This window comes from Actinomadura viridis, assembly GCF_015751755.1.
Lineage (GTDB): Bacteria > Actinomycetota > Actinomycetes > Streptosporangiales > Streptosporangiaceae > Spirillospora > Spirillospora viridis.
Window position 1 is genome coordinate 4,432,630 of sequence record NZ_JADOUA010000001.1, and the last position, 12,216, is coordinate 4,444,845.

Below are 12,216 nucleotides of genomic sequence, written 5' to 3' on the forward strand. Positions count from 1 at the left end.
TGGGGCTGGTGCGAGGGGTGGCCTCTCCCTGGGGCGGTCTGCTGAACGGCCCCCACGGCAGCCGAACATGGCGTCTCGCCGTCCTGGCCCACGCCCTACAACAGGGCCAGTTCCTCCGCTTCGCAGACCCTTCTGCGGTGCTTCCCGTCCTGGGCCCGGTACGGCTCCCATCCGTCCAAGGACACCGCCCCGGGGTCCACGTCCGGAACCGTGAAGGACAGCCGGGAACCACCTTCTTGGGTGGGCAGCCGCCGGATCAGCAGACCCTCCACATAGTCGGCCGCACGCCGCAGAGATATGGGATCGTCCTTCAACTGCCCCATCCCCGTATTACAGGGAGCACAGAGCATGCCACGGACCACACCGGTCACGTGATCGTGATCCACATGCTCGGCGAATTTGTCGCAGCAGATCGCGCAGCGGTCATGTTGCACCATGAGGAGATCTTGAACGTCCTTCTCCTCAATGCCGTAGCGGTTACGCAGGCGATAGTCGCGGGCGGTCGCGACCCGCCGGGCGCGGCCGGTGACGGCACCGCTCAGTCTGAACGCACGGCCGTTCAGGGTCAGCACGCCCATTTCGCGCCACATCGCCCGCGCATGGGAGCCCCACCCCTCGAGATAGCGCGCGGCTTCACGCATCCGCCAAGGGTCGTCCTCGTACTGTCCGATGGCACCATTGCAGGGAAAGCAGAGCAAGGCCCGGAAGAGACCGGTCATGTGGTTGTGGTCCACATGCCTCGCCGGAGCGCGAAGGCATATCACGCAGACGCCGCCCTGGCTCAGCCGGTGCTCCTCCACCTGCTCGGCGGTGAGCCCGTAGCGTAGTTTGAGGAGATAACTGCGGTGACTGCCGTGTGTACGGCGCTTTATTTCGGCCATCACGGTGTTGTGACAGGGCTTGCAATAGGCAGCGAGACCGGACTTGGTCGCGCGGTTGCTACCGAATTCACGGACCGGTTTGTCCTCATCGCATTGAGGACAGTACTTCATTCCCTCGGGAACCACCCTACGCATACGGTAGGGCTTGACTTCCTTTCCCTGTTTGGCCAGCCGCTTGCGCGTGCTCGCCGCATTACGTAGGCCGAAGCATTGCTTGCAGTAGAGCGCAAGGCCGTCGTCGGACGCCTTGCGCTTCCAGAACTCGGTTATCGGCTTGAGTTGGCCGCAGTCGCGGCATTCTTTGACGGACACGGCCCCTGACCCTAGCCACCCCACCCGTGTCTCGTCAGCGTGTTCGAAAATCAGGCCAGCGATATCCGCCGATGGTTCCTTTTATTTCCGATTTCTGATGTCCGGTTTGCCCTACTGACCGCCCTTTTGCACGTATGATCTTACGAATTCCTCTGCGTTCTCTTCGAGAACTTCGTCGATTTCGTCCAGAATTGCATCGACATCGTCGGTGAGCTTTTCCTGGCGCTCCTGGACGTCTTCGTTCGGCGCGCTCTGGGTCTCCTCGACCTCTTCGTCGCGCCGCGGGGCCTGCTTCTGGCCGCCCGAGTTGTCCTTCGTGGCCATCCTTACCTCCCACTTCGCCGGTCCCCTCAGCCTATCTCCGATCATCGCCGCCGAGCGGTTTCGGCCGGCTCGGCGGCACGGAGGGGCCTGCTGGGGTTATCGCCGGTCCATCAACCCGTGAAACGGGCAAAGCAGTCACGAATGTGCTGCGGCTCAGCCCTGGCCGGTGAGCGTCGCGACCAGGTCGGCCGCGGTCCGGCAGCGGTCCAGGAGAGCGCCCACATGCTGCCTGGTGCCCCGGAGCGGCTCCAGGGTGGGGACACGCTGCAGGGACTCGCGGCCGGGCACGTCGAAGATCACCGAGTCCCAGGAGGCCGCGGCGACCGATTCGGCGTACTGGCGCAGGCAGCGGCCCCGGAAATAGGCCCTGGTGTCCTCAGGCGGGTCCTCGATGGCCGCCTGGACCTCGGGCTCGGAGACGAGCCGGTCGATCCTGTCGCGGGCCACCAGCCGGTTGTAGAGGCCCTTGTCGGCCCGGATGTCGGTGTACTGCAGGTCCACGAGCTGGAGGCGGGGGTGCGACCAGTCCAGGCCGTCCCGCTCGCGGTAGCCCTCCAGGAGGGAGAGCTTGGCGACCCAGTCGAGCTCGCGGGAGAGCTGCATCGGGTCCTCGCCGAGGCGGTGCAGGACCGACTCCCAGCGGTCCAGGACGTCCTTGGTCATCTCGTCGGTCTCGGCGCCGTAGCGGTCCTCGACGTACTTGCGGGACTGCTCGAGGTACTCCATCTGCAGCTGGACGGCGGTCATCTTGCGGCCGTCGCGGAGGGTGAGCAGGTGCTTGCAGGTGGGGTCGTGGGAAATGGCGCGGAGGGCGGCGACGGGCATGTCGACGGAGAGGTCGACGGTGAGGAAGCCGTCTTCGATCATGGCGAGGACCAGGGCGGTGGTGCCGAGCTTGAGGTAGGTGGAGAGCTCGCTCATGTTGGCGTCGCCGATGATGACGTGCAGGCGGCGGTACTTCTCGGGGTCGGCGTGGGGTTCGTCGCGGGTGTTGATGATGGGGCGTTTGAGGGTGGTCTCGAGGCCGACCTCGACCTCGAAGAAGTCGGCGCGCTGGCTGATCTGGAAGCCGTCGCCGCGTCCGTCGACGCCGATGCCGACGCGGCCGGCGCCGCAGACGACCTGGCGGGAGACGAAGAAGGGGGTGAGGTGGCGGACGATGTCGGCGAACGGCGTCTCGCGCTTCATGAGGTAGTTCTCATGGCAGCCGTAGGAGGCGCCCTTGTTGTCGGTGTTGTTCTTGTAGAGCTGGATGGGGTGGGTGCCGGGGACCATGGCGGCGCGTTGGGTGGCGTCGGCCATGACGCGTTCTCCGGCTTTGTCCCAGATGACGGCGTCGCGGGGGTTGGTGCACTCGGGTGCGGAGTATTCGGGGTGGGCGTGGTCGACGTAGAGGCGGGCGCCGTTGGTGAGGATGACGTTGGCGAGGCCGAGGTCTTCGTCGGTGAGCTGGGTGGGGTCGGCGACTTCGCGGGCGAGGTCGAAGCCTCGGGCGTCGCGGAGGGGGTTCTCCTCTTCGAAGTCCCAGCGGGCTCTGCGGGCCCGTGCGGCTGATGCCGCGAGGTAGGCGTTGACGACCTGGGAGGAGGTCACCATCGCGTTGGCCCCTGGCTGGCCCGGTACGGAGATGCCGTACTCGGTCTCGATGCCCATCACCCGCCGAACACTCATATGGTCGAGCCTATAGGGGCGGAGGGGGTGGAGCTATGGGGCTCCTGGTCGTGGGGCGTGGGTGTGTTGTCTTTGGCTGTGGTTTCGCTTGCGGGTGGGCTGTTGTGGGGGGTTTCTTGGCGGGGGCCGTTGGGTGATGTTGTTCGTATGCGTTGGAAGGAGTCGCGTAGGCGTGGTTTGAGCCAGGCTGCGAGGGGTCGTTCGATGAGGCGGTGGATGAGGTAGGCGGTGGTGAGGACGATGGCGATGATGGTGGTGGTGGCGGCCCAGTATGGGAGTGCGGGGTGGAGGGCGTCGGCGAGGGGTGGGGCGAGTTCGTAGTGGATGAGGTAGGTGGGGTAGGTGAGGCAGCCGAGGGTGGCGAAGCCTCGCCATTTGAGGTGGCGGAGTTTGCCTGTGGCGGCGAGGCTCATGGTCAGGTAGATGAGGGTGATGGCGATGGGGATGGCGGGCCAGGCGTTGCTGGGGGCGATGTTGTAGGGGTGTTCTGTTGCTGTGGGGAGGGCGTAGCGGATTGATGTGGCCCAGGAGAAGGCTGTGAAGCCCCAGAGGAGGAGTGTGGGGCCGAAGCGGTGGATGAGGTAGAGGGCCATGCCGGCGATGAAGTAGGGGGCGTGTTGGGGGATGAGGAGTGATTGGAGGGGTTGGGCGCCGGTTTCCTGGGCGAAGATGGCGAGGACGGTCCAGGTGGCCATGAAGGTGATGCAGCGCTGGTAGGTGACGCCGGTGAGGACGAGGATGGAGATGAATGCGTAGAAGTGCATCTCCGTCCAGAGGGTCCAGAAGACTCCGCTGGCGTTCTGGATGCCCATGCCCTGCTGGAACATGGTGAGGTTGGGGATGATGTTCTCGGGGCGTCCTCGGCCGTGGCCGGTGGTGAGGTAGATGGCTGCGATGAGGAGTACGGCGAACCAGTAGGCGGGGTAGAGCCGGGTGATGCGGGAGATGGTGAAGTCGGCCATGGTCCTGCCCCATGCGCTCATGAGGATGACGAAGCCGCTGATGAGGAAGAAGAGTTCGACGCCGAGGTAGCCGAACTGGGTGGCCAGTGAGGTGGGGGCGAAGAGTTCGCGGGCGTTCTGGTCGTGCCAGGGGCCGCCGGTGGTGCCGGTGTAGTGGTAGAGGAGGACGGCGAGGGCGGCGAGGAAGCGGAGGAGGTCGAGTTCGTGGAGTCTTCTGGTGGGCGGGTTTTTGGTTGTTACGGGAGCTTTGGTGCTGTGTGGGTGGTTCTGGGAGGACATTGGGGTCGAGCCTAGGGGACGTGGCGGGGTGATCTCGTCCCGGGTGGGCGGGTTCGTCCCGGAGAATGCGCTGGACGAGGCGGCCCTGAACGCGGGTGAACGCGGGTGAACGCGGCGCGGCGGCCACCCGGTGTGGGTGGCCGCCGCGTGCGGGTCGGTCGTCGTGGGGTTGTCTGTCGGTCGTTTACAGGTACTGGCCGGTGTTGGCGACGGTGTCGATGGAGCGGCCGGCCTCGGCGCCCTGCTTCCCGGAGACGAGGGTGCGGATGTAGACGATCCGTTCGCCCTTCTTGCCGGAGATGCGGGCCCAGTCGTCGGGGTTGGTGGTGTTGGGGAGGTCTTCGTTCTCGCTGAACTCGTCGACGCAGGCGGCGAGGAGGTGGGCGACGCGCATGCCCTTCTGGCCGGTGTCGAGGAACTGCTTGATCGCCATCTTCTTGGCCCGGTCGACGATGTTCTGGATCATCGCTCCGGAGTTGAAGTCCTTGAAGTAGAGGACTTCCTTGTCGCCGTTGGCGTAGGTGACCTCCAGGAAGCGGTTCTCCTCGCTTTCGGTGTACATCCGTTCGACGACGCGCTGGATCATGGCGTCGACGGTGGCCTCGTCGCTGCCGCCGTGTTCCTTGACGTCGTCGGGGTGGAGGGGGAGTCCGGACAGGATGTACTTGGAGAAGATGTCCTTGGCGGCCTCGGCGTCGGGACGCTCGATCTTGATCTTGACGTCGAGTCGGCCGGGGCGCAGGATCGCGGGGTCGATCATGTCCTCGCGGTTGGAGGCGCCGATGACGATGACGTTCTCCAGGCCCTCGACGCCGTCGATCTCGCTGAGGAGCTGCGGGACGATGGTGTTCTCGACGTCGGAGGAGACGCCGGATCCGCGGGTGCGGAAGATGGAGTCCATCTCGTCGAAGAAGACGATGACCGGTGTGCCGGCGGAGGCCTTCTCACGGGCGCGCTGGAAGACCAGGCGGATGTGCCGTTCGGTCTCTCCGACGTACTTGTTGAGTAGTTCGGGGCCCTTGATGTTGAGGAAGAAGCTCTTGCCTTCTTGGCCGGTCTTCTCGGCGACCTGTTTGGCGAGGGAGTTGGCGACGGCCTTGGCGATGAGGGTCTTGCCGCAGCCGGGGGGGCCGTAGAGCAGGACGCCCTTGGGGGGGCGCAGCTGGTGTTCGCGGAAGAGGTCGGCGTGCAGGTAGGGCAGCTCGACCGCGTCTCTGATCATTTCGATCTGTGAGCCGAGGCCGCCGATCTCGTTGTAGGAGATGTCGGGGACCTCTTCGAGGACCAGTTCTTCGACCTCGGCCTTGTGGATCTTCTCGTAGGCGTATCCGGACCGGGGTTCGAGCATGAGCGAGTCGCCGGCGCGGAGGGGGACTCCGCGCAGGGGCTCGGCGAGCTTGATGACGCGTTCCTCGTCGGCGTGCGCGATCACCAGTGCTCGTTCGCCGTCGTCGAAGAGTTCCTTGAGCATGACGACTTCGCCTTGCTCTTCGAAGCGGAGTGCTTCGACGACGTTGAGGGCCTCGTTGAGCATGACCTCCTGGCCACGCTGCAGTTCTTCGACGTCGACGGCCGGGCTGACGTTCACCCGTAGTTTGCGTCCGCCGGTGAAGATGTCCACGGTGCCGTCGTCGCGGGCTTCGAGGAAGACCCCGTAGCCCGACGGTGGCTGTGCGAGCCTGTCGACCTCCTCTTTGAGCGCCACGATCTGCTCACGGGCTTCCTTGAGGGTCGCCACGAGACGCTCGTTCTGACCCGTCACGGCGGCCAGATTGGCCTGTGCCTCATGGAGACGCTCCTCCAGAACACGAACTTGGCGCGGGGATTCCGCGAGCTTCCGGCGCAGCACGGAGATCTCCTCCTCCAGGAAGGACACCTGCGTTTGGAGGTCTCTAACCTCCTTGTCGTGCTGCGCCTTGCGCGCCCCAGCATCGTCACGAGCGGCCACGCCCCGTCACCTCCTCACGAAGAGAGCCGACGACCTACTGAGACCCTACCTATCTGGAGGGCTTCCGTAACCTGCCCATTCGGTACTCGTGTCGTGGGCGCCGGATCTCTCCTGGTCGGGAGGCGGGTGCGCGGTGGCGCGGGGGTTGTGGGTGGCGGTGTGGTCGGGCGGTGGAAACGGCGGATCCGGTTGTGCGGGGGCGTGTGTCGTGCTGTTTCCGTGGTGTGTGGGCGTGGGGCGCCGTGTGGGTGTGGTGGTGTGAATTCGGTGTTACAGATCGGTGGTGGGGGGTGTTCGCGGGTGGTGAACGGGGCGTGGGCGGGGGGCGTGGGCGTGCGGCCGTGACGGCTTTGTGATCTTCGCCTCGGTGGTGTGCGGGGGTGCCGCCGGGCGTGGCGTGTGCCGGTGGGGGCCGGTCAGGTGGCCGCGGGGGTGCCGGTGGGGGCGGTCAGGTGGCCGCGGGGGTGCCGGGTTCGGGGTTCTGGGCGCCCTTGGCGGGGCGCCGGCGCCGGAGGGGCGGGGTGACGCCGTCGGCGAGGCGGCGGGCGGTGACCAGGAAGCCGGTGTGGCCGACCATGCGGTGGTCGGGGCGGACGGCGAGCCCTTCCACGTGCCAGGAGCGGAGCATGGTCTCGAAGGCGTAGGGCTCGGCGAAGGCGCCGTGGCCGCGGAGTTCTTCGACGACGCGGGACATCTGGGTGGTGGTGGCGATGTAGGCGCAGACCATGCCGCCGGGGATGAGGGCCTTGGCGACGGGGTCGACGCATTCCCAGGGGGCGAGCATGTCCAGGACGACGCGGTCGACCTCGGTCTCGGTGAGGGCGTCTTCGAGGGAGCCGACGGTGAGGCGCCAGGCGGGGTGGGGGCCGCCGAAGAACTTCTCGACGTTGGCGCGGGCGATGTCGGCGAAGTCGGGGCGGCGTTCGTAGGAGGAGACGAGGCCGTGTTCTCCGACGGCGCGGAGGAGGAAGCAGCTCAGGGCGCCGGAGCCGGCGCCGGCCTCGACGACGCGGGCGCCGGGGAAGATGTCGGCCATGGCGACGATCTGGGCGGCGTCCTTGGGGTAGACGACGGCGGCGCCGCGGGGCATGCGTACGGCGTAGTCGGCGAGGAGGGGGCGGAAGGCGAGGTATTCGGTGCCGCCGGTGGAGCGGAAGACCGAGCCTTCGGGGCTGCCGATGATGTCGTCGTGGGGGATGGCGCCTTTGTGGGAGTGGTAGAGCTTGCCGGGGTGGAGGGTGATGGTGTTGAGGCGGCCTTTGGGGTCGGTGAGCTGAACCTGGTCGCCGGCGCGGAAGGGGCCGTGGGGGATGCGGCCGGGGCTGGTCGGGGTGCTCGGCGGGGTGGGTTCGCTCATGGCTGTCAAGGCTATCGGGCCGCGGGGACCGTTCTGGTGGGGCGCGGGTCAGATGCCGGCGAAGGCGCGGTCGACGTCGGCGGCGGCGAGTACTCCGTAGACCCGGCCGTCGGTTTCGATGAGGAGGTATTCGGAGGCGGGGGCGGCGCGGAGGGCGTCGATGAGTTCTTCGCCGGCCAGGTCGGCGGGGAGGGTGAGGGCGTCGTCGAGGCCGCGGGACAGGTCGCCGACCTCGATCCAGGGGCGGCGTTGCTCGGGGGTGGCGGTGACGGCCTTCTCGCTGACGAGGCCGCGGGGGCGGCCGTCGTGGTCGACGATCACCAGGGCTCCGGAGTGTTGCTCGTGGGCGCGGCGGACGGCCTCGGCGAGGGGGACGTCGGCGGTGACGAGGGTGGCGCGGCGGGCCAGGCGGCGGGCGTGGAGGGCGGGGATGCGGTCGCGGACGCGTTCGGCGCGCAGCGCCTGGGTGGCGCCGACCCAGATGAAGGAGGCGACCAGGGCGGACCAGAGAAGGGCGAGCCAGCCGGTGCCGCTGTTCTGGCCGGAGGCGGGGTAGGTGGCCATGAAGGCGCCGGCGACCAGGCAGAGGATGGCGACGGCGCGGCCGATCCAGGCGGCGACGATGGCGCCGCTGCGGCTGTGGCCGGTGGCCTTCCAGACGGCGGCGCGGACGAGGCGTCCGCCGTCGAGGGGGAGGCCGGGCAGGAGGTTGAACGCGCCGACGAGGAGGTTGGCGAAGGTGAGGGCGTCGACGAGGAGGACGGCGACGGGGGGCAGTGGCAGCAGGAGGTGGGCGAGGAGGCCCAGTCCGGCGAGGACGAGGTTGGTGAGGGGGCCGGCGAAGGCGATCAGGAATTCGCGGCCGGGGGTGGGTGCCTCGCGTTCGATGGAGGTCTCGCCGCCGAGGATGTGGAGGACGACGGAGCGGACGGGCAGGCCGAGGACGCGGGCGGTGACGGCGTGGCTGAGTTCGTGCACGAAGACCGAGGCGTAGAGCAGGACGGCGTAGGCGAAGGCGACGGCGTAGCTGGCGGGTGGGGGGACGACGCCGTCGACCTGGCCTTCGAACATGACGGTGACGACGAGGGCGACCAGGAACCAGCTGGGTGAGACGAACACGGGGACGCCGAGGGGGCGTCCGATGTAGAGGCCGGGTCCGGTGGGGCGGCCGTTGGGGGCGGTGTCGTCGCCGGGGCGGCGCCGGCGGGGGCCGGGTGATCCGCCGGGGGTGGTGTCTTCGGTCGGGGGTGCGGTGTCTGCCACGGTCTCGATGCTACGGCCCTGGTCGTGGTGGTGGGCGTCGTGGTGGGCGGCGGGGTGCGGGATTTCGTCGGGGGCGTCCCCTAGTCTGCTGTGCCATGACGACCACCGATACGGGCCGTGAGGCGAGCGTTCAGAGCACTGCGGGCCCGGGGGTGGCCGGTTCGTTGTCGCCGTCGCGTGCGGGTGATTTCATGACCTGCCCGTTGCTGTACCGGTTCCGGGTGATCGATCGGATTCCGGAGCGTCCGAGCCTGGCGCAGGTGCGGGGGACGCTGGTGCATGCGGTGCTGGAGCGGTTGTTCGATCTGCCGTCGGAGCGGCGTACTTCGGCGGAGGCGGTGGGGTTGCTGGGGCCGCAGTGGGAGCGGCTTCTGGGTGCGGAGCCGGAGCTGGCGTCGTTGTTCGGCGAGGGGGCGGAGGCCGAGGCGGAGCGGTCGGCGTGGCTGGAGCAGGCGCGGACGATGGTGGAGCGGTATTTCACGTTGGAGGATCCGCGGTGGCTGGAGCCGGCCGAGCGTGAGCTGTTCGTGGAGACGGTGCTGGAGTCGGGGCTGAAGTTGCGGGGTTACATCGACCGGGTGGATGTGGCGCCGTCGGGTGATGTGCGGATCGTGGATTACAAGACCGGTACGGCGCCGCGTGCCGATTTCGAGGCGCGGGCGTTGTTCCAGATGAAGTTCTATGCGCTGGTGTTGTGGCGGCGGCAGGGGCGGGTTCCGCGGTTGCTGCAGCTGATGTATCTGGGTAACGGTGAGGTTCTGCGGTACGAGCCGGACGAGGCGGATCTGCGGGCGACCGAGCGTAAGGTCGAGGCGTTGTGGCAGGCGATCCGGCGGGCGATGGAGACGGGTGAGTGGCGGTATCGCACGAGCCGGTTGTGCGACTGGTGTGATCACAAGCAGCGCTGCCCGGGGTTCGGGGGGACTCCCCCGCCGTTGCCGGTGGTGCCGGTGGACCGGCCTTCGCCGGCGGATCTGGAGCCGGTGGCGCGGGAGCGGGACGATCTTTGAGGGCCGTGGCGGCGGGTCGTGGGTGGTGTGCGGGGGTAGGGGCCGTGTGGCCTGGTATGGGGTGAGCGGGGTGCCGGGTCCTCCTTGGGGAGGATCGCGGTTCGCCGTCCAGGAGGGCTCGTGTACGGGCGGGGCCTCCTAGGGTGAGTGTTGTGTCACCCCGCATCCGTGGTCTTCATGCCTGCCGTGCCTGGTTCCAGGCGCGTCCGCGGGCGGCCGACGCCGTGCTGGCGTTGGCGTTGCTGGTGGCGGGTCTGCCGCAGCTGTATCTGGAGGAGCTTCCCGGGGGGCTGGAGCGGTACTACGCCCAGACCGACGTGTGGCACCTGCTGCTGGTGGTCGCGGTGACGATGACGCTGACGTGGCGGCGGTCGCGTCCGTTGGCGGTGCTGGGCCTGATCGTGGCGGGCGAGGTCGTGATCGCGGTGGCGCACTATCCGCCGGCGGCGCCCGACATGGTGGCGTTCATGGTGGCGGTCTACAGCGTGGCGGCGCACCGGGGGCTGGCGGTGGCGGCGCTGGGCGGGCTGGTGGCGCTGGCGGCGTTGAACGCGTTCATGCTGGTGTTTCCCGGTGACATGGCGTTGATGTCGGTGCTGACCGACAACGCGTTCGTGGTGGGGGTGTGGGCGCTGGGCCGGAACCTGCGGTTGCGGCGGGCGTATCTGGCGGAGCTGGAGGATCGGGCGGCGCGGCTGGAGCGGGCGCGGGGGACGGACGCGCGCGCGGCGCGGGTGGAGGAGCGTTCGCGGATCGCGCGGGAGCTGCACGATGTGGTCGCCCATCATGTGAGCGTGATGACGGTGCAGGCGGGGGCGGCGCGGCGGATCATGGATCGGCATCCGGCGGGGGCGCGGGAGGCGATGACGACCATCGAGGAGGTCGGCCGTACGGCGTTGAGCGAGATGCGGCGGATCGTGGGGGTGCTGCGTACCGAGCGGGACGCCGAGCCGGCGGGTGAGCTGGCGCCGCAGCCGGGGCTGGGCGATCTGGGTGAGCTGCTGGACCATGTGCGGGAGACGGGCCTGGCGGTGCAGCTGTGGATCGAGGGTGAGGCGCGGACGCCGTCGCCGGGGGTGGACGTGGCGGCGTTCCGGCTCATCCAGGAGGCTTTGACCAATACGCTCAAGCATGCGGGGCCGCAGGCGCGTGCGTGGGTCCGGCTGCATTACACCGATCGGGATCTGACCGTGGAGATCGAGGACGACGGGCGGGGCACCGCGACGATCATGGCCGGCAACGGTGATCATCCGGGGCACGGTCTGGTGGGGATGTACGAGCGGGTGGCGTTGTACGGCGGTGAGCTGCGGATCGGTCCGCGGGTCGGTGGCGGGTTCGGTGTGCGGGCCCGGTTCCCTCTGGAGGCGTGAATGGAACACGGTGGGACGGGTGGGGCGACGATGAGCACGGTACGGGTGCTGCTGGTGGACGATCAGCCGCTGCTGCGGACGGGGTTCCGGCTGATCTTGGAGGCCGAGCCGGACATCGCGGTGGTGGGTGAGGCCGGGGACGGCGCGGTGGCGGTGGAGTTGACCCGGTCACTGCTGCCGGACGTGGTGCTGATGGACATCCGGATGCCGGGGGTGGACGGGATCGAGGCGACCCGGCGGATCATCCGTGAGGGTGCGGCGTCGCATGATCCGCGGGTGCTGATCCTGACGACCTTCGATCTGGACGAGTACGTGATCGAGGCGGTGCGGGCGGGGGCGAGCGGGTTCCTGCTGAAGGACTCGCCGCCGGAGGACCTGGTGCAGGCGATCCGGATCGTGGCGGCGGGGGACGCGATCGTGGCGCCGAGCGTGACGCGGCGGCTGCTGGACAAGTTCGCGACGCGGCTGCCCGCGGTGCGGGACGCCTCGCCGCCGCCGGGGCTGGACACGCTGACCGAGCGGGAGCGGGAGGTGCTGACGCACGTGGCGCGGGGGCAGTCGAACGCCGAGATCGCGCGGGAGCTGGTGGTCAGTGAGACCACGGTGAAGACGCATGTGGGGAACGTGCTGGCGAAGCTGGGCCTGCGGGACCGGGTGCAGGCGGTGGTGTACGCCTACGAGACGGGTCTGAGCCGCCCCGGGCAGAGCTGACCGGCTCTCCACCCGGCCCGCCCCCCTTCCCTTCCGCGGCCCGCCTCCTTTCGCGCTCCCTTCCGCGGCCCTCGCCCTTCCGCGCCGCTCGCCCTTCCGCGGTCTCTGCGGCCTTCCCTGCCCCGTAC

At 68.5% G+C, this 12,216-nt stretch carries 10 protein-coding genes; 3 read left to right on the forward strand and 7 right to left on the reverse strand.

Annotated elements, in window-relative coordinates; translation table 11 throughout:
* Positions 1–95: 95 nt before the first annotated feature.
* From IW256_RS20555 to IW256_RS20585, 7 genes are all read right to left on the reverse strand, one after another.
* Positions 96–1,193: an endonuclease VII domain-containing protein gene (locus IW256_RS20555; protein ID WP_197012539.1), complete on the reverse strand. Its 1,098-nt coding sequence runs from the start codon at positions 1,191–1,193 to the stop codon at positions 96–98.
* Between the two features lie 111 nt (positions 1,194–1,304).
* On the reverse strand, positions 1,305–1,517 hold the full coding sequence (locus IW256_RS20560; RefSeq protein ID WP_197012540.1) for a ubiquitin-like protein Pup: 213 nt from the start codon (positions 1,515–1,517) through the stop codon (positions 1,305–1,307).
* Positions 1,518–1,670: 153 nt separating this feature from the next.
* Positions 1,671–3,188: a depupylase/deamidase Dop gene (gene dop, locus IW256_RS20565; protein WP_231403860.1), complete on the reverse strand. Its 1,518-nt coding sequence runs from the start codon at positions 3,186–3,188 to the stop codon at positions 1,671–1,673.
* The gene (locus tag IW256_RS20570) at positions 3,185–4,429 is read right to left on the reverse strand and encodes an acyltransferase family protein (RefSeq protein ID WP_197012541.1); all 1,245 of its coding nucleotides are present in this window, start codon (positions 4,427–4,429) and stop codon (positions 3,185–3,187) included. Before IW256_RS20570 ends, dop begins: the two co-directional genes overlap by 4 nt.
* A gap of 184 nt (positions 4,430–4,613) precedes the next feature.
* On the reverse strand, positions 4,614–6,377 hold the full coding sequence (gene arc / locus IW256_RS20575; RefSeq protein ID WP_197012542.1) for a proteasome ATPase: 1,764 nt from the start codon (positions 6,375–6,377) through the stop codon (positions 4,614–4,616).
* Positions 6,378–6,825: 448 nt separating this feature from the next.
* A complete protein-coding gene (locus IW256_RS20580) occupies positions 6,826–7,734 on the reverse strand; it encodes a tRNA (adenine-N1)-methyltransferase (RefSeq protein ID WP_197012543.1) in 909 nt (302 codons plus the stop codon).
* 48 nt (positions 7,735–7,782) lie between these two features.
* Entirely contained in the window at positions 7,783–8,997 is a 1,215-nt protein-coding gene (locus IW256_RS20585; protein ID WP_307828973.1) for a site-2 protease family protein, read from the reverse strand.
* Positions 8,998–9,092: 95 nt separating this feature from the next.
* Here IW256_RS20585 and IW256_RS20590 point away from each other — a divergent pair, with 95 nt between their 5' ends.
* From IW256_RS20590 to IW256_RS20600, 3 genes are all read left to right on the forward strand, one after another.
* Positions 9,093–10,007: a RecB family exonuclease gene (locus IW256_RS20590; RefSeq protein ID WP_197012544.1), complete on the forward strand. Its 915-nt coding sequence runs from the start codon at positions 9,093–9,095 to the stop codon at positions 10,005–10,007.
* 152 nt (positions 10,008–10,159) lie between these two features.
* Positions 10,160–11,377 (forward strand): sensor histidine kinase, encoded by a 1,218-nt coding sequence (locus IW256_RS20595; RefSeq protein ID WP_197012545.1) that lies wholly within the window; start codon positions 10,160–10,162, stop codon positions 11,375–11,377.
* Positions 11,378–11,407: 30 nt separating this feature from the next.
* Entirely contained in the window at positions 11,408–12,088 is a 681-nt protein-coding gene (locus tag IW256_RS20600) for a response regulator (RefSeq protein WP_197012546.1), read from the forward strand.
* The last annotated feature ends 128 nt before the right edge of the window (positions 12,089–12,216 follow it).

Excerpts from the sequence above, each read along its gene's own strand:
- IW256_RS20560 (WP_197012540.1), bottom strand. The coding sequence starts at position 1,517 with ATGGCCACGAAGGACAACTCGGGCGGCCAGAAGCAGGCCCCGCGGCGC.
- dop (WP_231403860.1), bottom strand. The coding sequence starts at position 3,188 with ATGAGTGTTCGGCGGGTGATGGGCATCGAGACCGAGTACGGCATCTCC.
- IW256_RS20570 (WP_197012541.1), bottom strand. The coding sequence starts at position 4,429 with ATGTCCTCCCAGAACCACCCACACAGCACCAAAGCTCCCGTAACAACC.
- IW256_RS20580 (WP_197012543.1), bottom strand. The coding sequence starts at position 7,734 with ATGAGCGAACCCACCCCGCCGAGCACCCCGACCAGCCCCGGCCGCATC.
- IW256_RS20590 (WP_197012544.1), top strand. The coding sequence starts at position 9,093 with ATGACGACCACCGATACGGGCCGTGAGGCGAGCGTTCAGAGCACTGCG.
- IW256_RS20600 (WP_197012546.1), top strand. The coding sequence starts at position 11,408 with ATGAGCACGGTACGGGTGCTGCTGGTGGACGATCAGCCGCTGCTGCGG.